A 19964-nucleotide genomic window follows, 5' to 3' on the forward strand; every position below is an offset into this window, starting at 1 on the left:
GACCAGCAGCCTACCGGCGGCCCGCAGCACCCCTCACGTCAGCCGTGCGTACTCCGGCGGCGGTGTCTTCCGGCCATGTGCCGAGTGTTCCGTCCCTTATAATTTCAAGCATGCAGCATATTCGCAACTTCTCCATCATTGCCCACATCGATCATGGCAAATCGACCCTGGCCGATCGCCTGATCCAACGCTGCGGTGGATTGGCGGATCGCGAAATGTCGGCGCAGGTGCTCGATTCCATGGAAATCGAACGCGAGCGCGGCATCACCATCAAGGCCCAGACCGCCGCCCTGCATTACAAGGCGAAGGACGGCAAGACCTACAACCTGAACCTGATCGACACTCCGGGGCACGTGGACTTCTCGTATGAAGTCAGCCGCTCGCTGTCGGCGTGCGAAGGCGCGCTGCTGGTGGTGGATGCCTCCCAGGGCGTGGAAGCCCAGACGGTCGCCAACTGCTACACCGCCATCGAACTGGGCGTGGAAGTGGTGCCGGTGCTGAACAAGATGGATCTGCCGCAGGCCGATCCGGACGGTGCGCGCCAGGAAGTCGAAGACGTGATCGGCATCGACGCGTCCGAGGCCGTGCTGGCCAGCGCCAAGACGGGCATGGGCATCGACGAGATCCTGGAAACCATCGTGGCCCGCGTGCCGGCACCCAAGGGCGATCCCGACGCGCCGCTGCAAGCGCTGATCATCGACTCGTGGTTCGACAACTACGTGGGCGTCGTCATGCTGGTGCGCATCATCAACGGCGTGCTCAAGCCCAAGGACAAGATCCTGCTGATGGCCTCCGGCGCCACCCACTTGTGCGAGCAGACCGGCGTGTTCACGCCGAAGTCGCAGCAGCGTCCGCATCTGTCGGCGGGCGAGGTGGGCTTCATCATCGCCGGCATCAAGCAGCTGGAAGACGCCAAGGTGGGCGATACGGTCACGCTGGCCAACAAGCCCGCCGCCAGCGCGCTGCCCGGCTTCAAGGAAGTCAAGCCGCAGGTGTTCGCCGGCCTGTATCCGGTGGAAAGCTCCGAATACGACCAGCTGCGCGATTCGCTCGACAAGTTGAAGCTGAACGACGCGGCGCTGATGTTCGAACCAGAAGTCTCGCAGGCGCTGGGCTTCGGCTTCCGCTGCGGCTTCCTGGGTCTCTTGCACATGGAAATCGTGCAGGAACGCCTGGAGCGCGAATTCGACATGGACATCATCACCACCGCGCCGTCGGTGGTGTATGAAGTCGAGCAGCGCGATGGATCCGTGATCACCGTGGAAAGCCCGTCGCGCATGCCCGAAGTGGGCAAGATCCAGGATATCCGCGAGCCCATCGTGAAGGTCACGCTCTTCATGCCGCAGGACTATGTCGGTCCGGTCATGACGCTGTGCAACAACAAGCGCGGCTCGCAGGTCAACATGAGCTATCACGGCCGTCAGGTCCACCTGGTGTACGAGATTCCGCTGGCCGAGATCGTGCTGGACTTCTTCGACAAGCTGAAGTCGGTGTCGCGCGGCTATGCCTCGATGGACTACGAGTTCCTGGAGTACCGCTCGGCGGACGTGGTGCGCGTGGACCTGCTGATCAACAACGACCGCGTGGACGCGCTGGCCGTGATTGTCCACCGCAGCAATGCGCGCCATCGCGCCCGCGACGTCGTGACCCGCATGCGCGGACTGATCCCGCGCCAGATGTTTGACGTGGTCATCCAGGCTGCCATTGGCGCGGAAATCATCGCGCGTGAAAACGTGAAGGCATTGCGCAAGAACGTGCTGGCCAAGTGCTACGGCGGCGACATCTCGCGCAAGAAGAAGCTGCTGGAAAAGCAGAAGGCCGGCAAGAAGCGCATGAAGCAGGTGGGTAGCGTGGAAATTCCGCAGGAGGCGTTCCTGGCCATCCTGCAAGTGGAAGACAAGTAGAACCAAAAGAAGGCGGTTAGCTGATGAGTTGGAACTTTGCCCTGATCCTGTTTGTTCTGCTGGTCCTGACCGGCATTATCTGGGTGCTTGATCTGGCGGTGCTGCGACGGGGTCGCGAAGCCCGCGCGCAAGCGGCAATGGCGCAGTACGACGCGGCCCTGGTCGGAGACGCTCAGGAAGCCGAACGCCTGCGCCGCGAAGCCGGTGATGCCGCGCGGCGCGTGCCGTGGTGGATCGAGTACGCCGTCAGCTTCTTTCCCGTCATCCTGTTCGTCTTCATGCTGCGTTCGTTCGTGGTGGAGCCGTTCCGGATTCCGTCGGGTTCGATGCTGCCCACGCTGCAGTCCGGCGACCTGATCCTGGTGAACAAGTTCAGCTACGGCTTGCGCCTGCCCGTGATCGACAAAAAGGTCGTCGAAGTCGGCAAGCCCCAGCGCGGTGACGTTTTCGTGTTCCGCTACCCGGTGGATCCGGACGTGGACTACATCAAGCGCGTGGTCGGCCTGCCGGGCGACGAGATCGCCTACCTGGACAAAAAACTGTACGTGAACGGTGAATTGGTGCCGCATGTACGCGACGGCGACTATTTTGAGCCGGACCGTGTCTCGTATATCGCACAATATAAAGAGAAGTTGGGCGACGTTGAGCACAAAATCCTGCTTGATGAGAACAAACCGCAGGATTATTCGCCGATGTGGAAATTTCCCAACCGGGAAAACTGCCAATACAGCCGCAATGGGGTACGCTGCAAAGTACCTGAAGGCAGTTATTTCGCCATGGGCGATAATCGGGACAACAGCGCAGACAGCCGATACTGGGGCTTCGTACCTGAATCCAATATCGTCGGACGCGCGTTCTTCATCTGGATGAATTTCAGCGATCTCAGCCGCATTGGCCGGTTCAACTGATTATGTCGCTAGCCACGCTAGAAAACCGCCTGGATCACCACTTCGGTGATCCAGCCTTGCTTGAACAGGCACTGACGCATCGCAGTCATGGTGCGCGCCATAACGAGCGATTGGAATTCCTTGGGGATTCCGTGCTGAACTTCGTCGTTGCGGCCATGCTGTTCGAGCGGTATTCCAAAATCGATGAAGGCGATCTGTCGCGACTGCGGGCCAATCTGGTCAAGCAGGCTTCGTTGGCGGATATCGCGCAGCGCCTGGAACTGTCGCAATACCTGCGCCTGGGCGAAGGTGAATTGAAGAGCGGCGGATTCCGCCGGCCATCCATTCTTGCGGACACGGTCGAGGCGCTGTTCGGCGCCGTCTTCCTGGACGCGGGATTTGATGCCGCCCGTCGCGTGATCGTGCGCCAGTACCAGCCGGTACTGGCCTCGGTCGACCCCAAGACGCTGGGCAAGGACGCCAAGACCTTGCTGCAGGAATTCCTGCAAGGCCGCAAGCTGGCGCTGCCGTTGTACACGGTGGTGGCGACGCATGGCGCGGCCCACAGCCAGCAGTTCGAAGTCGAGTGTGCCATCCCGGCGCTCGAGATCAAGGTTATGGCGCCCGGCGCCAGCCGCCGCGCCGCCGAGCAATCGGCGGCCAAGCTGGCGTTGGAGGCCGCGTTGGCCATCAGCCCGGCGACCAAGGCTGCCCGCAAGTCGGGCAAGGCGCGCAAAACCGCGCAATTGTCGCTGCCCGTGGCAGTGGCTCAAGAGACTAAATGAGCGATACCCCTTTTCGTACCGGCTTCGTTGCCATCGTTGGCCGCCCCAATGTGGGCAAGTCCACGCTGACGAACGCCCTGATCGGTTCCAAGATCTCCATCGTGTCGCGCAAGGCGCAGACCACGCGCCATCGCATCCATGGCGTGCTGACGCGCGAGCACGAGCAGTTCGTGTTTGTCGATACCCCGGGTTTCCAGACGCGCCATGGCGGCGCGATGAACCGCATGATGAACCGCGTCGTGACGCAGGCGCTGGCCGATGTCGACGTGGTGGTGCATGTGGTGGAAGCCGGTAAATGGTCGGAAGGCGACGCCAAGCTGCTGCCGCTGTTGCCCAACCCCGAGCGCACCATCCTCGTCGTCTCCAAGATCGACGCGCTGAAGAACCGCGACGACCTGTTTGCCTTCGTGGCCAAGATCATGGCGCTGCATCCGTTCGGCGCCGTGGTGCCCGTCAGCGCCACCAAGAACCAGCAGCTGGATCAGCTGCTGCAAGAGATCGCGGCCCGCCTGCCGGAAGGCGAGGCGATGTTCGAAGAAGACACGCTGACCGACCGCCCCATGCGCTTCATCGCCGCCGAACTGGTGCGCGAGAAGATCTTCCGCCTGGTGGGCGACGAACTGCCTTACGGCTGTACCGTCGTCATCGAGCAATGGGAAGAGACCAGCAAGGGCGCCAGCATTAACGCTTGCGTCGTGGTCGAACGCGACAGCCACAAGCCCATCTTGCTGGGCACGGGCGGCATGCACATGAAGCGTATTGCCACGGAGGCGCGGCAGGACATCGCCAAGCTGCTGGACAAGCCCGTGCACCTTGAGGTCTACATCAAGGTGCGCAAGGGCTGGTCCGACCGCGAGAGTGCGCTCCGCGATCTGGGCTATGAGTAGACGGGCGCCTCGCGTCCAGGATCGCCCGGGGTTTATGCTGCACGCCACCGCGTGGCGTGAGACTTCCCTTATTGTTCAGACGTTCTCTCGCGATCATGGCTGTGTGGCCATGGTCGCCAAGGGCGCCAAGCGCCCGTATTCCGTTCTGCGTCCCGTGTTGTCGGCCTTCCAGCCCTTGCTGCTGTCCTGGACCGGCAATGGCGAGGTCAAGACACTGACCCGCGCCGAGATCGCCGGCATCCGTCCGCTGACGGGCACGGCCTTGATGTCGGCCTGGTACATGAACGAGCTGCTTCTGCGCCTGCTGCCGCGCGAGGATGCCCACCCCTTACTGTTCGATGCCTACGACGTGGCGCTGCAGCAACTGTCCAACGGAACCCGTGCCGCGGGTGCGCTGCGCCGGTTCGAATGGACCTTGTTGCGCGAAACCGGCTATGGCGTGGACGAAGACGCGCCCGACTTCGAAGACCCCGTGATTGAGCCCGCGCTGCGCCGCGATTTGCGCGAGCGCCTGGCCGAAATTCTGGCTGGCCGCCCGTTGTCCACGCGCCGCGTACTGATGGATCTCCAACGTATCTGAGCGCACGGCGCCCCGATCATGACCTTCACGCTAAAGCAGGTCGAAACCTTTCGCACCGTCTACGAGACGGAAAGCGTCACCGCCGCCGCCCGGCGGCTGGACGTGTCGCCCGCGACGGTCAGCGCCACCTTGGCGGCGCTTGAAGCCAGCATCGAGCTGCGGCTGTTCGAGCGGGTGCGACAACGCATGCAACGCACGCCGGAAGCCACGCTGCTATACGAGGAAATTCGGCGTTTGAATGTCGGCCTGGAAAGCCTGGGACGCAAGATCCGCGCGATCCGTGGGGCGGCCCAGCCCAGGCTGCGCATCGGCTGCATCCATGCCTACAGCGGCGCCGTCGTCAGCGATGCGATCTCGCGCTTTCGCACGCGCTACCCCGATACCCCGTTGTATCTGCAGATCCGCGATTCCAATACCTTGCGCGACATGGTGGTGTCGGGCGAGCTCGACTTGGCCGTGGTGGCCGACGAGTCGGAGCTGGAAGGGCTGCGCGGCCACCGGCTGGCCAGCTTGCGGGCGGTTGCCGTCTTTCCGGCGGCGCATGGGCTGGCGCGCCTGGCGCGCGTGGATTTTCCGCATCTGGCCGATCTGGACGTGATTGCCCTGAACGCGGAAGACGGCTCGCGCAAGCGGCTGGATTCCTTGTTGCGCCAGGCGGGGCTGAGCTTGCGGGTGGCGATTGAAACCCCGTACTCCAGTACCGTCTGCCAGCTGGCGCTGGCTGGGCATGGCGTGGGCATCGCCAACCCCGCGACGGCAGTGGGCATGGAGGCCGCGGGCCTGTGCTATCGGCCGCTGACGGCCCCCGTGCATTTCGAATGCCACATGATCCTGCATGGCAGCCGGCCTTTGTCCGAGGCGGGCAAATTCTGGGCGACCTGTCTGCGCGGCGCGCTGGCCCCGCTGGTCGACCGCTTCGGCGTCTAGCGCCCAGGCCCGGGCCGGCCTCAGCCGCGGCGCCCGTCCGACGTCACCATCAGCACTACCGACGATTCCGCATCCAGCACGCCCGAGCGCCTGAGCCGGGACACCGCCGCCAGCGCAGCCGCCGAAGACAGTTCGGTGCTGATTCCTCGGCGTTCAAGCCGTTGCTGCGCCTGGGCTGCGGCGGCGTCCGAGACCTCTGCCGGCGTGCCGCCCGAGCGGGACAGGGCTTCCAGCGATTGCAGCGTGCACGTGCCGCCCGCAATGGAGTACTGGTCCGTTATGCCCTCCCACTGGCCGCGCGCATCGCCTTCGGCGCGGGCGCGCGACAGCCGGGCGTAGGGCTCGACCGCGTGCAGGCGCGGCAGGCGCGAGATGCGTCCGCTGTTCAGCAGGTGCTGCCAGCCCAGGAAGATTCCCCACAGCAAGTCGCCACGCGCGGTGGGCACGATGATATCGGTGGGCGCGCCGCAGGCGTCCAGGATCTCCTGGGCGATCGGCTTGTAGCCTTCCACGCCGTAGGGGTGCGTGCCGACCGGGGGATTCAGGTAGTTAGTGCCCGCGAATGCGCCGTGGTTGCGGCACAGGTCCGACACGTACGGCCAGCGGGCCAGGCTGTCCTCGAAGGCGCTGAGCTTGGCGCCGAAGCGCTGCATGGCCTCGCGCTGCAGGGGCGGGCAGTTGCGGGTAATGGCGATATCGGCCTGCAAGCCGGCTGCCGCGCAATAGGCGGCCAGCGAAACGCCGGCGTTGCCGCTGGAAGCCGCCGCCACGCGGGTCGCGCCCGCCAGGCGGGCGCGTGACACCAACTGGGCCGCCATGCGGTCCTTGTGACTGCCGGTGGGATTGGCGCTTTCGCATTTGAGCCAAAGCTGGCCGACGCCTTCCGCACGCGCCAGGTCCATGGCTTCCAGGGTCGGCGTGCCGCCTTCACCCAACGTGATGGGCGCCAGCACGGGCAGGGGGATGGCGCGGTCCTCGTCAACGGGGTCGTAGCAACACTCCAGGGTGGCGGGATGGCCCGTTGCCAGGCAGCTTGGGCAGCCTTCGGGATAGTCGTCGGGCGACCAGAGGCTGGCGCAGCGGATGCAACGCAGGGTGGACAATCGCGGGTTCATCAGCATGGGTCAATACTTGGAGGCTAGGGAGTCCAGGGGGAGGGCGGGGGCGACTTGCAGGAGGCAGTCGCCGTCGTCGCTGCGGGCGATGGCGCGCAGGCAGACGATGGTGCCCGCTTGAGGGCTGAGCAGGGGGCGCAGGGGCGTATCGGGACGCGCCGGTTCGATCAGGCGCCCGATACGCTGGCCGGCCGTGACCGATTGCCCCAGTTCAACGCTGGGTACGAACACGCCGGGTTCGCCCGCGCGCAGCGTGGCGGCGGCCGCCTCCAGGTCATAGAGCCGGATATTCGGATGGCGCGGCAGGGGAAGGTCCGACAGCAAGCCCAGTTCACCCAGGCAACCCAGCAGGCCATCGCGACACCGGTCGGCCAGGTTGCTGCTGGTTTCCCTGCCGCCGCCGATCTCGGCGCTCAGACGCAAGACGCCGTGGCGGCTGGCCGCGGCGGGCAGGGAGCCTGCTTCGTTGCCGCGGAAGAACACGCAATGCGGCAGGCCGAAGGCGCGTGCCAGGGCGGGCAGGCGTTCGTCGTAGGCGTCGTCGCCGTAGCGCGTGATGACCGATGACGGCAGGTAGCGCAGCGATGCGCCGCCGCTGTGCACGTCCACCATGGCCTGCACGCGAGGCAGCAGCCGGGCTTCCAGCGCGGCCGCCACGCTCTCGGTGTAGCCGCGCGCCGGCGCGCCCAGGAAGGCGCGGTTCAGGTTGCCGCCGTCGGCGGGTGACAGCCGCGTGCCGGCCAGCGAGGCCTCGGCATTGACGGCAGGCAGCAGGTAGACCGTGCCGCGTTGCAGAATGGCCGGCAGGTGATGCCACAAGTCCAGGATGGCCGCCTGGCCTTCCCATTCGTCGCCGTGCACGCCGGCGATCAGCGCAACGGCGGGGCCTGGCCCTGCCTCGATCCGCAACACGGGGATCGTGATGCGGCGATACGCCGATTCATTGGTGGCGGCGGCGACGGAGAAATCCTCCCGGCTTACGCTGACCATGCGGCGGCTCCAGTATCGGTATTCATCGGGGTCAATCCAGGGTGGCGGCCTTGATGATGGTCTCCCATTTGGGCAGCTCCTTGCGAATCTGGGTCTGGACGTCCTGGGGCGTGCCGCCCAGGGGTTCCTGGGAACGGCTGCGCAATTCCTTCTCGACGTTCTCCGAGCGCAGCGCCTGGTTCAGCGCGGCATTCAGGCGGGCGACGGCGGCGGGCGGGGTGCCCGCGGGCGCGATCAGCGCGCTCCAGGCCGACTGCTCGTAATCGGGATAGCCCTGTTCGGCTACCGTGGGCACGTCGGGATTGGAGGCCGCGCGGGCTTTGGTCGTGACGGCGAGCGCGCGCAGGCGCCCGTCCTTCAGGTTGCCGATCAAGGGCGGCAGGTTTTCCATCATGGCGTCGACGTGCCCGCCCAGCAGGTCCGACAGCTGCGCGGCCGTCGCCTTGTAGGGAATCTGGCGCACGGCGGCGCCGGTCTGGGCGATGAAGAGTTTCACGCCGACTTCGCTGGTGGTGCCGGGATCCGCCGATGTCATGGTCAGGCGGTCGGGTTGGGCACGGCTGGCGTCGATGAAGCTCTTGAGGTCGCGATAGGGCGAGGCGGCATTCACGACGATGACGTTCGGGGTTTCGGCCACCAGCCCGATGGGCGTCACGTCGCGGTCCAGGTCGTAGAGCTGTTGCTTGAACAGGAAGCGGTGCAGCACCAGTGTGCCGACGTGGGCATAGCCGATGGTGTAGCCGTCGGCCGGGGCGCGCACCACCGCTTGCGTGCCGATGCGGCCGCCTGCGCCGACGCGATTTTCCACCACTACAGGCTGTCCAAGCTGGCGGCTCATTTCCTGGCCGATCAGGCGAGCGGTGATGTCCGCGTTGCCCCCTGCGGCGGCCGGCACAATCAGCGTGATGGCACGCTCGGGATAGTCGGCTTGCGCGGAAGGCGCGGCAAGGCAAAGCAACAGGGCGGCAAGGCAGGCATTGCGTTTCATGACGATTCCCGAGGCGTTGAGAGCTGCGCCATTGTGGGGGCGCCGCCAGGAGAATCCGTTTGCCTTGATCAGATGGATGTTCAGCAAAAACTAATGGTCGTCGGGCCTGCGTACGTCGGCCTGCTTACCCAGGCCGTAACCCACGGCGGCTGCGCCCAAGGCGACCGCCGCGCCCAGCAGCGCGATCAGCGCCGCGCCATAACCCAGCATGTCGACGCCCGCCTTGACCCACCCGCTGGCCGCGTCTCCGCCGCGGTAGACCACGGTGTCGATCACGCTCTTGGTCTTGTACTTGTCTTCGGGTGGAACCGCCGTGAACAGCATTTCGCGCCCTGGCCGGATCAGCGCGTATTCCCCGGCGCGGCGCAGGATCATCGCGGCCGCCAGCACCCCGAAGACAGGAAAAGCGGCCAGCGCCAGGAACGACAGGCCCACGGCCAGGGGCACGGCGGTCAGCAGGAAGCGCAGGCCCAGACGGGCGGCGACCCGGCCCGTGATGAAGACCTGCGACAACAGCGCCAGCGTCTGGACGGTGAAATCCAGCGCGCTGAAGACGCGGATGCGTTGGGCCGTGTCGGCAAACGTGTCGGCCACCAGCCGCGCCTGCTCCATGTACAAAAACGTATTGAGGGTGGCCAGCAGCACGACAAGCAAGGAAATGCCCAGCAGGTAGCGCGAGCGGAAAATGCGCGAAATGCCGGCCAGGACGGTGCCTTCGATGGGATGCCGCATGTCCTCCAGGCCGGTTTCAGTGCGCGTGGTGGCGCGCCAGCGCAGCAGCCATTGTTTGAACGGCAGCGTGGCCGTTAGCAATAGCGCCGACAAGAGGAGCAGTCCGGCCGGCCCCAGGCTGCCCGCCAGCAAGGCGCCCAGCAACGGGCCGCACAGCCCGCCCGCGCTGGCGCCCGCGGCGATCAACGCGAACAGGCGTTTGGCCGATTCCATGCGGAACACGTCGGCCATCAGGCTCCAGGCGATAGAGACCACGAACAGGTTGAACACGGACAGCCAGACGTAGAACGCGCGTGCCGCCCAGATGCTGTCTGGCCGCAGATGAAGCAGGGCGGCGAAGCCCGCCATGGTCAGGGCGAAGACGCTGTAGACCCAGGTCAGCAGGGTGGCGCGCGGCACGCGTGCCGAGAGCCAGCCGAACAGCGGCACCACGGCCAGCGTGGCGACGAAGGTGGCGGTGAACAGCCATTGCAGCTGGTTCACGCCCGCCTGTATGCCCATGGTCTCGCGGATCGGCCGCAGCATGAAATAGCCGCAGAACAGGAAGAAGAAAAAGGCGAAACCGCAGGCGGCCGGCGCGATTTCCTCGCCGTGGATGCCCAGCGCCCGCGCCGCGCGTTCGCGCAGGGAGGAGGGGGCAGCAGCAGCCATGGCGCTATGCCAGCAAGGCGGCGATGCGTTCGCGCAGAGCGGCGTCCGGCAGGCGGCCGAACCCGGCCAGCGCGTTGTCGGCCATGTTGGCGGGTTTGGACGTGGCGGGGATCACGGCCGTGACGGCCGGATGGCCGATGATGAACTTCAGGAAAATCTGCGCCCAGCTCGTGCAGTCGATCTCGGCGGCGAGTGCCGGCAGGGCGCGGCCCTTGACCTGCCGGAACAGCGCGCCGTCCTGGAACGGGCGGTTGATCAGCACCGCGACGCCGTTGGCCTGGCAGGCGGGCAGCAGGCGCTTTTCAGCATTGCGCGCGCCCACCGACAGATTGACCTGCAGGAAGTCGGGCTTTTCGCGTTCGACCAGTTCGGTCAGTTCGTCGTGCGCGGAGTCGGTGTAGTGCGTGATCCCGATGTAGCGGGTGACGCCTTGCTGCTTGAGTTCGCGCAGCAGCGCCAGCTGGTTGCGAGTGTCGATCAGGTTGTGCACCTGAATCAGATCGAGTTTGTCGCTGCCCAGCTGCTTTTGCGACTGCCGCACCTGGTTCATGGCGGATTCGCGGCCCTGGGCGCCGATCTTGGTGGCCAGGAAATACCGGTCACGCATGCCGCCGTGCCGGGCCAGCAGCGAGCCGACAGCCGCTTCGGCCTGCCCATAGCTGGGGGCGGTATCGATGAGGAAGCCCCCTTCCTGGGTGAAGATGTCCAGCACCTGCGCCAGCGGCTCCATGGCTGCGGTGTCGCCGGGCGAAACGTTGAAGGTGTCTGCCGTTCCCAGGCCGATGACCGGGATCAGGTCGCCCGAGGCGGGGATGGCGCGGCTCAGCATGGACTGTTTGACGCTGAGCGCGCGGGCCGTGCCGGCGGATCCCAGCAAGGCGGCGCAGGCGGCGGTCTGAAGAAATCGGCGGCGGTCGTGCATGACGAGGGGCGCTCCAAAGAAAAAAGGCCTACACGCGAATGTAGGCCTTTTGCAGGGGTCTTTCGACCGGTGCTTACTCGCGGTTGCCGCCGAAGATGCCCAGCAGCATCAGCAGGTTCGAGAAGACGTTGTAGACGTCCAGGTAGATGGCCAGCGTGGCGGACACGTAGTTGGTTTCGCCGCCGTTGACTACGCGTTGCAGGTCAACCAGCATGAAGGCCGAGAAGACCAGGATGGCCATGACCGAGATGGTCAGCATCAGCGCGGGCAATTGCAGGAAGATGTTGGCCAGCGCGGCGATCAGGATGACCACGGCGCCGATGAACAGGAACTTCTGCATCCCGGACAGATCGCGCTTGATGGTCGTGGCCAGCGTGGCCATCGTGCCGAACACGATTGCCGTGCCGCCGAAGGCCGTCATGACCAGTTGCGAGCCGTTGCTGAAGCCCATCACGAAGCCGAGCAGGCGCGACAGCATGACGCCCATGAAGAACGTGAAGGCCAGCAGCAGCACCACGCCCATCGAGTTGTTCTTGTTCTTCTCGATGGCGAACATCAGGCCGAACGCGCCCACCAGGAACACGATGGCGGACAGGCCGGGGCTTGCGCCCATGACGCGGTTGATGCCGGTGTAGAGGCCGACAGCGGCGCCCAGGACCGTGGGGATCAGCGACAGCGCCAAGAGCCAGTAGGTGTTGCGCAGGACCTGGTTGCGAGCGACCTCGCCCGGCGCGCCGGCAACTGCACCGGAACGGTTAAAAGGGGACGGACGATATTCGTTCATGGAGAACTCCTGTGTACGGCAAAAATAGTGATTGCCTAGAAGGCTTAGATGGGAAGGATACCTTACAGTTCCCTGAAGAATCCAGTTTTTGGAAGATTTAGACCGGTTGCCGGACGCCTGCCGCCAGCCGGTTCAACCCGGCCGGACATCTTTCAGCACACGGGCAACGATACCCGGTAATTCGGCATCCATGCGGCTTTGAATCTGCTCGATGGCTTGCGCCAGCGCCTGGCGCATCAATTGCTCGACCTCGGCCTGCAGGCGGGCCGTCAGGACGGTGGGATCGGGCAGGGCGGCCGCGGCCGCCTCGGCTTGCGCCTGGGCGTCGGCTTCGGCCTCCTGCTCGTGGGCAACCTCGGTCAAGAGGGGAAACGCATCGTCGTCGAACGCAGGATCGGCGTCATCGGCCAATTCCGTCAGCAAGGGCGCGTCCGCCTCGTCGGCCGGCAGGGGGTAGAGCGTTGGCTCGGCCCGCTGGGTCAGGGTGGGGATGCCGGGATCGTTGGGGCGAGTAGGCATGGGGGCTTTCCGAATATCGATGGGCGGGGCGGCAGGGCCCGCCAGGGCGGGCAGGGCGTTCAGTCGCCGGACGGCTGGCGGCTGAGGTCGTGGCTTTGCGGCGTATGGCCGGCGTTCAGGTACACGCGCCAGCGTTGGCGCGCCGCGTGCTTGTCGTCAGGGTCGTCCGACACGATTTCAAGCAGGCGCTCGAAGGCGTCAAAGCCCGGGGGGCACTCATTGTCCAGATTCAGCAGCCAGGGCAAGGGCTGGTCGGCGCCATCCGCCGGCCGGGCCGCCTGCGCGGCCTGCTGCGGGTCGCCTGCCGTCAGCACCACCGGCGTTTCAGGCGCCAGCGGGTCATTGGCCAGCACGTGCGGCACGAACGACGTATCGTCGAACGCCCACAGCATGCGGTCAAAAGCAGCCAGGCGGGAACCGTCTCTACAGTACACCACCAGCCGTTGGCCGGCCAGGAAGCGCTTGCGCACGACCTGGCAGGCCATGCGCAGGCGGTCGGGCGCGCCGAAGGCGAAGTCGATCCGCGTCATGCCCGGTTCCGTTGCAAGCGCTTCAAACCTGGTCCAGCAGGTATTGCATCAGCAGGGGCACGGGGCGGCCAGTGGCGCCCTTGTCCTTGCCGCCGCGCCAGGCAGTACCGGCGATGTCCAGGTGGGCCCAGCGGTAGGCCTTGGCAAAGCGCGACAGGAAGCAAGCCGCGGTGACCGCGCCGGCCGGAGGGCCACCAATGTTGGCCAGGTCAGCGAAGTTGGACTTCAGCTGTTCCTGGTAGGCGTCGTCCATCGGCATGCGCCAGGCGGTGTCTAGCGACTGGCGGCCGGCGGCAGCCAGGGCGTCGGCTAGCGCGTCGTCCTTGGAGAACAGGCCGGTGTTGACGTTGCCCAGCGCCACGACGCAAGCGCCGGTCAGCGTGGCGATGTCGATGACGGCGGACGGCTTGAAGCGTTCGGCGTAGGTCAGGGCGTCGCACAGGACCAGGCGGCCCTCGGCGTCGGTGTTCAGGATTTCGATGGTCAGGCCGGCCATGCTGGTGACGACGTCGCCCGGCTTGTTGGCCGTGCCGCTGGGCAGGTTCTCGCAAGCCGGGATCAGGCCGACGACGTCCAGCGGCAGCTCCAGTTCGGCCAGGGCGCGGAACGAGCCCAGCACGCTGGCGGCGCCGCACATGTCGTACTTCATTTCGTCCATGGTGGCAGCGGGCTTGAGCGAGATGCCGCCCGCATCGAACGTGATGCCCTTGCCGACCAGCACGATCGGGCCCTGGGCGGCGCGCGCCCCCTTCTTGGCGGCGGCCTTGGCGCCGGCGTGGCGCAGCACGATGAAGCGCAGCGGTTCAGCGGAGCCGCGTGCGACGGACAGGAACGAGCCCATGCCCAGCGCTTCGACCTGCTTCTTGTCCAGCACTTCCACCTTCAGCGACTTGAATTCGCGCGCCAGGCGCTTGGCCGTGTCGCCCAGGTAGGTGGGGGTGCAAATGTTGCCGGGCAGGTTGCCCAGCGTGCGGGTCAATTCCATGCCGTTGGAGATGGCGCTGCCTTCGCGCAGGCCCTTCTGGACCTGGGCGGCTTCGGCGCGCTCGACGATCTGGACGATCTTCTTCAATTTGGGGCGCGCGTCGCGGTCGGGTTTGCCGAAGCTGGCGTCGTAGTGGTAAGTGGCGTTGCCGGCCGCGATGGCGGCGCTGCGGGCGCGGGCGATGACGGCCACGTCCGTGACGGGGTTGGCCACCAGCGTGGACACGCCTTCAGTCAGTTGGGCGGCGACGCAGACCGAGGCGAATGCCTGTTCGGCCGACGCGTGGGTGCGTGCCGAGTATTCGTCCTGCTTGCCCAGGCCCACCAGCACCACGCGCTGCGCGGTCACGCCGGGCAGCGCGCGCAAGGTCAGGGTGGAACCGGCGCGGCCGCGGAACTCGGCCTTGACCACCGCCCGCACGGCGCCGTTGGAGGCGCGGTCGATGATGTCGGCGGCGGGGCTCAACACGCCATCCGCGTATACGCCGACAGCCAGGGCGGCGGTTTTGACTTGGTGCAGGGAAGCAGTGGTCTGTGTGCTAAATTCCATGAGGGTTTCCCGTGTGCGTCTGTGTATGATGCGGTCGATTATCCCGCATATTCTCCCATGTCTCTATTTAAACGCTCTGTCGTCAGCGAGATCACCAGTCACGCTGGCGTTGTCTTTTCCACGTTGCTCGTCGTGTGGCTCAGCGTGCTTCTTGTGCGCCTGCTCGGTGAAGCCGCGGGCGGCAACATCGGAGCCGACGTCGTGCTGGTGCTGGCCGCGCTGTCGACCATCACCGCCTTGCCGACCATTCTGGCCGTCTCCGTGTTCATCGCGGTGCTGACGACGGTCACGCGCAACTACCGCGAATCCGAAATGGTGGTGTGGTTCGCCAGCGGCCTGTCGCTGGCCGACTGGTTAAGGCCCGTGCTGCGGGTGGCCATCCCCATCGCCTTGGCGGTGGCCGGGTTGACGCTGGTGGCCGCGCCCTGGGCGTACCGCCAGATCGGCGAATACCACGAACGCTTCGAGCAGCGCTCGGACCTATCCAAGGTTACGGCGGGACAGTTCGCGGAATCTTCCGGCGGCAACCGCGTGTTCTTCTCGGAAGACCCGGCCACGCCGTCCGACGAACTGGGCAACGTGTTCGCGCGCGAAATCGGGCCGGAATGGCTGAGCGTGCTGACCGCAAGCAGCGCGCACAGCGAGACGCTGCCCAACGGCGACCGCTTCCTGGTGCTGGGCGAAGGCCATCGCTATGACCTGAAACCGGGCACGCCCGAAATCCGGCTGGTCCACTTCGACAAGTACGGCCTGCGCCTGGAAAGCAAGGCCGGCGGCGATCCCATCGCTGAAGCTCGTGCCGCCGCTGAGCGTTCGGCCAAGGCCCGCACCACGATGCAGCTGATGGCGGACAACACCGACAGCAGCTGGTCGCAGGTGATGTGGCGGGTGTCGCTGCCGCTGGCCGCGCTGAACCTGGCGCTGCTGGCCATTCCGCTGGGGGCGGTGAATCCGCGCCTGGGCCGTTCGGGCGACCTGCTGATCGCGGGCCTGGTCGGGCTGCTTTATATGAACCTGATCAACCTCTCGCGCGCCTGGATTTCCAACGGCAAGCTCAGCTTCGGCGTCGGGGTGTGGGCCATCCACGGGGTGGTGGCCTTGCTGACCGTATTTCTGCTCATGCGCCGCCTGCGGGTGAAGGCGCCCAAGAACAGCGCGCCGGCATAGCGGGGACGGGGCCCTGGCCCCGCTTCACCCCGCGCCCGTCCCACCCGTTACGGCAAGTATTTCATCGTGCCGCGCTTGCCGGCCAGCAGGTCGGCATTCTTCAATACCGATTTGCGGATGAACTCCCACAGGACCGTCACGCGCTTGAGCTTGCGCAGATCTTCGTGGCAGTACATCCAGAACGAACGCGTGATCTCCACCTCGTTCTCCAGCACCGGTTTCAGCCGCGGATCCTGCGCGGCGATGAAGCAAGGCAGGATCGCCAGCGACTGGCCCTGCAAGGCCGCGTGGTATTGCGCCACCACGCTCGTGCTGCGTAGCACCACCTTGCTGGCCGGGAGCAAGTCCTCCAGATAGCGCAGGCGTTCACTGAACAACAGTTCGTCCACGTAGCCGATGAAGGTATGGTCGGCCAGGTCCGCGCGGCTTGTGATCGGCGGGTGGCGCGCCAGATAGCCCGGCGTGCCATACAGCCGCAATGTGTAGTCGCACAGCTTGCTGCAGACGTAGGGGCCGCGCTGCGGGCGTTCGATGGTGATGGCCAGGTCCGCCTCGCGCTTGGACAGGCTGACAAAGCGCGGCACCGGCAGGATGTCCAGCGTGATATGCGGATAGCGCCGCTGGAAATCGGCCGCCAGCGGCGTCAGCACATAGCTGCCGAACCCTTCGGTTGCGCCGATGCGCAGGTGGCCCGACAGGGCCTGGCCGATGCCCGACAGGTTTTCCCGCGCGGTGTGCACCGTGCTTTCCATCTGTTCGGCGTGTACGAACAGGCGTTGACCGTCGTCGGTCAGTACAAAGCCCGCGCTGCGGGATTTCTCGAACAGCAAGGTGTCGAGCTCGGTTTCCAGTGCCCGGATGCGTCGCGACACCGTGGTGTGTTCGACCCCGAGCTTGCGTGCCGCCGCGCTGACCCGCTGGGTGCGGGCCACTTCCAGGAAATATCGCAGGCTGTCCCAATCAAGCACGTTCCGGCTCTCCAGGCGCCTCGCGCCAACCGGCGGGAGGCACAAATATTGATTGTGCATGAATGCACAAGGAATGTGCATTTCTAGTGTTGCTTGTTGATTTTCACACATCTACACTGGGTCGGCAGGCCTCGGGGCATTGCCCTGGGGTCGCAGGCCGCACAGACGGCGCATAACGCTAAAAATCAGCGCATAACACTCAGGAGACAAATCCATGAAATTGCACGCACGCGGGCTGGCCGCAGGCTTGTGTCTGGGCGCATTGTTGGTGAGCCAAGCGCAAGCGGCGGATAAGCCGCCAGTGAAGATCGGCATTCTGACGGATATGTCCGGCACCTACGCCGGCATGGGGGGCGCGGGTTCCGTGGCGGCGGCGCAGTTGGCCATCGACGACTGCCTGGCGGCGGAATGCAAGGGCATGAAGATTGAACTGGTGTCCGCCGACAATCAGAACAAGGCGGACGTGGGGGCGGCGAAAGCGCGCGAATGGTTCGACCGCGACGGCGTGACGGCGATCGCCGATCTGACCAATTCCGCGGTGGCGCTGGCGGTGCAAGGCATTGCGCGCGAGAAGAACAAGGTCGTGATGTTCTCTGGCCCGGCCACGACGGCACTGACCAACAAGGAATGCTCGCCCGTCGGTTTCCACTGGATGTTCGACACGTATTCGCAGTCCGCGGGCGGCGCCAAGGCCACCGTGCGGGCGGGCGGCAAGTCCTGGTATTTCATCACCGTCGACTACGCCTTCGGCCATTCGCTGGAAGCGGACACGGCCAAGGCGGTGCAGGCGCTGGGCGGCACGGTTGCCGGCAGCGTGCGCCACCCGTTGAACGCGCCTGATTTCGCGTCCTACCTGCTGCAGGCGCAAAGCTCCAAGGCGCAGGTCGTGGCGCTGGCCAACGGCGGCCAGGACACGGTCAATGCGGTCAAGCAGGCGCGCGAATTCGGCATCGTGGCCGGCGGGCAGCGCCTGGTGTCGCTCTTGATCTTCCTGTCGGACCTGCGTGCGCTGGGCCTGGAAAGCGCGCAAGGCCTGTCCTACGTGGACGGCTTCTATTGGGATTACGACGATGCGTCGCGCCAATGGTCGTCGCGTTTCGAGAAGGCCTTCCGCGGCCTGAAGCCCACGATGACGCAGGCCGGCGTGTATTCCAGCGTGCTGCATTACCTGCGTTCGGCGGCGGCGGCCGGCAGCACCGACGGCAAGGTGGTGGCGGACAAGATGCGCGAGCTGCCCATCAAGGACCCGATCATGCGCAATGCGTCGATCCGTCCCGACGGCCGCGTCATTCACGACATGTACCTGTACGAAGTGAAGAAGCCCGCGGAATCCAAGGGCGGCTGGGACTATTCCAAGCTGGTGGCCACCATCCCGGCCGCCGAAGCGTTCCAGCCCCTGGCCGATTCGACCTGCTCGCTGGTGAAGAAATAACCCCTTGCGCGCCGGCCGGGCCCTTGCCCGGCGGCGCGCGGCAAGATTCATGAACGCGGATTCCATCCGCATCGACTACGCAGTGTGAGGAGCATCAAATGAGTGAAGTCCCCCGCGTTCCGCTATTGATCGGCGGCAAGCTTGTGCAGTCCAAATCCACCGAATGGCGAGACGTGATCAACCCCGCCACCCAGGAGGTCGTGGCCAAGGTGCCCTTCGCGACGCGCGAAGAACTGGACCTGGCGGTCTCCAACGCCAAGGAAGCTTTCAAGACCTGGCGCAACAGCGGGCAGGGCACGCGGATGCGCGTCATGCTGAAGTTCCAGGAACTGCTGCGCGCCAACACCGGCAAGCTGGCCGAGATGATCACCCGCGAACACGGCAAGACCCTGCCGGATGCCGAGGGCGAGATCGGGCGTGGCCTGGAAGTGGTCGAGCACGCATGCTCGATCGCCAACCTGCAGTTGGGCGAGTATGCCGAGAATGCCGCATCTGGCATCGACGTCTACACCCTGATCCAGCCGCTGGGGGTGTGCGCGGGCATCACCGCGTTCAATTTCCCGGTGATGTTGCCGTGCTTCATGTTCCCGATCGCTGTCGCCTGCGGCAACAGCTTCGTGCTCAAGCCCTCTGAACAGGATCCGACTGCGTCGCTGTTCCTGGCCCAGCTGGCGCTGGAAGCCGGCCTGCCGCCGGGCGTGCTGAACGTGGTGCATGGCGGCCCGGATACCGCCAACGGCCTGTGCGAACACCCCGACATCAAGGCGGTGTCGTTCATCGGTTCGACCCGCGTGGGCACCGAGATCTACAACCGCGCGTCGGCGGCCGGCAAGCGCTGCCAGTCGATGATGGGCGCCAAGAACCACTGCGTGATCCTGCCGGACGCCGATCCGGAAGTCGCGCTGAATCAGTTGGTCGGCGCCGCATTCGGCGCGGCGGGCCAGCGTTGCATGGCCTCGTCCGTGGCCGTGCTGGTGGGCGACGCCCGCAACTGGCTGCCCGACTTCGTCGAGCGCTCGAAGAAGCTGAAGGTGAATTCCGGCACCGACCGCGAAGCCGACCTGGGCCCGCTGGTTTCGCCCAACGCCAAGAAACGCGTCGAAAGCCTGATCCAGAAGGGCGTGGACGAAGGCGCCAAGCTGCTGCTGGACGGCCGCAATCTGAAGGTGTCGGGCTTTGAGCAAGGCAACTTCGTGGGCCCCACGATTTTCGACGGCGTGGACGAAAACATGACCATCTACACCGAAGAAATCTTCGGGCCGGTCCTATGCTGCGTGGGCGTGGAAACGCTGGAAGACGCGGTGGCGTTCATCAACCGCAACCCCAATGGCAACGGCGTGGCGCTGTTCACCCAGGACGGCGGCGCGGCGCGCTACTTCCAGAACAACATCGACGTCGGCCAGGTCGGCATCAACGTGCCGATCCCCGTGCCGGTGGCATGGTTCAGCTTCACGGGTTCGCGCGGCTCCAAGCTGGGCGACCTGGGCCCCAACGGCAAGCAGGCGGTCCAGTTCTGGACGCAGACCAAGACGGTCACCGCCCGCTGGTCGGCCCACGCCAAGACCGTGAACACCACGATCTCGATGCGCTGAAACAGGGACGCCTTGCTCCTAAGCTTATACAAATAAGTCATATAACAAGGCGTCCTTATTACTTATAATT

The 19964-nt window shown here is 65.5% G+C and carries 19 protein-coding genes; 9 read left to right on the plus strand and 10 right to left on the minus strand.

Translation table 11 applies throughout. The annotated features are described in order from the left end of the window. Window positions 1-110: 110 nt before the first annotated feature. Genes lepA through CEY09_RS06505 form a run of 6 tightly spaced genes read left to right on the plus strand, consistent with a single transcriptional unit; the run spans window position 111 to window position 5970 of the window. Window positions 111-1904: a translation elongation factor 4 gene (gene lepA, locus CEY09_RS06480; protein WP_006223833.1), complete on the plus strand. Its 1794-nt coding sequence runs from the start codon at window positions 111-113 to the stop codon at window positions 1902-1904. Window positions 1905-1927: 23 nt separating this feature from the next. Further along, window positions 1928-2812, plus strand: a complete 885-nt coding sequence (lepB, locus tag CEY09_RS06485) for a signal peptidase I (RefSeq protein ID WP_006223834.1) — start codon at window positions 1928-1930, stop codon at window positions 2810-2812. A gap of 2 nt (window positions 2813-2814) precedes the next feature. After that, entirely contained in the window at window positions 2815-3576 is a 762-nt protein-coding gene (gene rnc, locus CEY09_RS06490; RefSeq protein WP_035212790.1) for a ribonuclease III, read from the plus strand. Then, on the plus strand, window positions 3573-4463 hold the full coding sequence (gene era, locus CEY09_RS06495) for a GTPase Era (protein ID WP_006223836.1): 891 nt from the start codon (window positions 3573-3575) through the stop codon (window positions 4461-4463). Before rnc ends, era begins: the two co-directional genes overlap by 4 nt. Next, window positions 4456-5043, plus strand: a complete 588-nt coding sequence (gene recO / locus CEY09_RS06500; protein ID WP_006223837.1) for a DNA repair protein RecO — start codon at window positions 4456-4458, stop codon at window positions 5041-5043. Before era ends, recO begins: the two co-directional genes overlap by 8 nt. 18 nt (window positions 5044-5061) lie before the next feature. After that, window positions 5062-5970 (plus strand): LysR family transcriptional regulator, encoded by a 909-nt coding sequence (locus tag CEY09_RS06505; protein ID WP_088587986.1) that lies wholly within the window; start codon window positions 5062-5064, stop codon window positions 5968-5970. A 20-nt stretch (window positions 5971-5990) separates the two neighbouring features. Here CEY09_RS06505 and CEY09_RS06510 read toward each other — a convergent pair whose 3' ends face one another. The 9 genes from CEY09_RS06510 to CEY09_RS06550 form a co-directional block, all read right to left on the minus strand. Continuing rightward, window positions 5991-7091: a pyridoxal-phosphate dependent enzyme gene (locus CEY09_RS06510; RefSeq protein ID WP_088587987.1), complete on the minus strand. Its 1101-nt coding sequence runs from the start codon at window positions 7089-7091 to the stop codon at window positions 5991-5993. A 3-nt stretch (window positions 7092-7094) separates the two neighbouring features. Next, window positions 7095-8075: a M14 family metallopeptidase gene (locus CEY09_RS06515; protein ID WP_088587988.1), complete on the minus strand. Its 981-nt coding sequence runs from the start codon at window positions 8073-8075 to the stop codon at window positions 7095-7097. Window positions 8076-8106: 31 nt separating this feature from the next. Next, complete coding sequence (locus CEY09_RS06520) at window positions 8107-9063, minus strand: Bug family tripartite tricarboxylate transporter substrate binding protein (RefSeq protein ID WP_088587989.1); 957 nt, start codon at window positions 9061-9063, stop codon at window positions 8107-8109. A 90-nt stretch (window positions 9064-9153) separates the two neighbouring features. Then, window positions 9154-10446: an NTP/NDP exchange transporter gene (locus tag CEY09_RS06525; RefSeq protein WP_088587990.1), complete on the minus strand. Its 1293-nt coding sequence runs from the start codon at window positions 10444-10446 to the stop codon at window positions 9154-9156. A gap of 4 nt (window positions 10447-10450) precedes the next feature. Further along, the gene (locus tag CEY09_RS06530; protein WP_088587991.1) at window positions 10451-11368 is read right to left on the minus strand and encodes an aldo/keto reductase; all 918 of its coding nucleotides are present in this window, start codon (window positions 11366-11368) and stop codon (window positions 10451-10453) included. 73 nt (window positions 11369-11441) lie between these two features. Next, window positions 11442-12152 (minus strand): Bax inhibitor-1/YccA family protein, encoded by a 711-nt coding sequence (locus CEY09_RS06535; protein ID WP_006223844.1) that lies wholly within the window; start codon window positions 12150-12152, stop codon window positions 11442-11444. Between the two features lie 132 nt (window positions 12153-12284). Further along, window positions 12285-12671: a hypothetical protein gene (locus tag CEY09_RS06540; RefSeq protein ID WP_088587992.1), complete on the minus strand. Its 387-nt coding sequence runs from the start codon at window positions 12669-12671 to the stop codon at window positions 12285-12287. 59 nt (window positions 12672-12730) lie between these two features. Beyond that, entirely contained in the window at window positions 12731-13201 is a 471-nt protein-coding gene (locus CEY09_RS06545) for a DNA polymerase III subunit chi (protein WP_088587993.1), read from the minus strand. Window positions 13202-13223: 22 nt separating this feature from the next. Continuing rightward, the gene (locus CEY09_RS06550; RefSeq protein WP_088587994.1) at window positions 13224-14735 is read right to left on the minus strand and encodes a leucyl aminopeptidase; all 1512 of its coding nucleotides are present in this window, start codon (window positions 14733-14735) and stop codon (window positions 13224-13226) included. 57 nt (window positions 14736-14792) lie between these two features. Between CEY09_RS06550 and lptF the strand changes: the two genes are divergently transcribed. Next, window positions 14793-15902: an LPS export ABC transporter permease LptF gene (gene lptF, locus CEY09_RS06555; RefSeq protein WP_088587995.1), complete on the plus strand. Its 1110-nt coding sequence runs from the start codon at window positions 14793-14795 to the stop codon at window positions 15900-15902. Between the two features lie 47 nt (window positions 15903-15949). Here lptF and CEY09_RS06560 read toward each other — a convergent pair whose 3' ends face one another. Beyond that, complete coding sequence (locus tag CEY09_RS06560) at window positions 15950-16870, minus strand: LysR family transcriptional regulator (protein WP_006223849.1); 921 nt, start codon at window positions 16868-16870, stop codon at window positions 15950-15952. A 214-nt stretch (window positions 16871-17084) separates the two neighbouring features. On the opposite strand from CEY09_RS06560, the gene CEY09_RS06565 reads away from it, so the two are divergent. Together CEY09_RS06565 and CEY09_RS06570 are read left to right on the plus strand one after the other, a co-directional pair. Beyond that, window positions 17085-18302, plus strand: a complete 1218-nt coding sequence (locus CEY09_RS06565; protein WP_006223850.1) for an ABC transporter substrate-binding protein — start codon at window positions 17085-17087, stop codon at window positions 18300-18302. A 98-nt stretch (window positions 18303-18400) separates the two neighbouring features. Then, window positions 18401-19894, plus strand: a complete 1494-nt coding sequence (locus tag CEY09_RS06570; protein WP_006223851.1) for a CoA-acylating methylmalonate-semialdehyde dehydrogenase — start codon at window positions 18401-18403, stop codon at window positions 19892-19894. Window positions 19895-19964: the final 70 nt, after the last annotated feature.

It is taken from the genome of Achromobacter marplatensis (genome assembly GCF_002209535.1).
Lineage (GTDB): Bacteria > Pseudomonadota > Gammaproteobacteria > Burkholderiales > Burkholderiaceae_B > Achromobacter > Achromobacter marplatensis.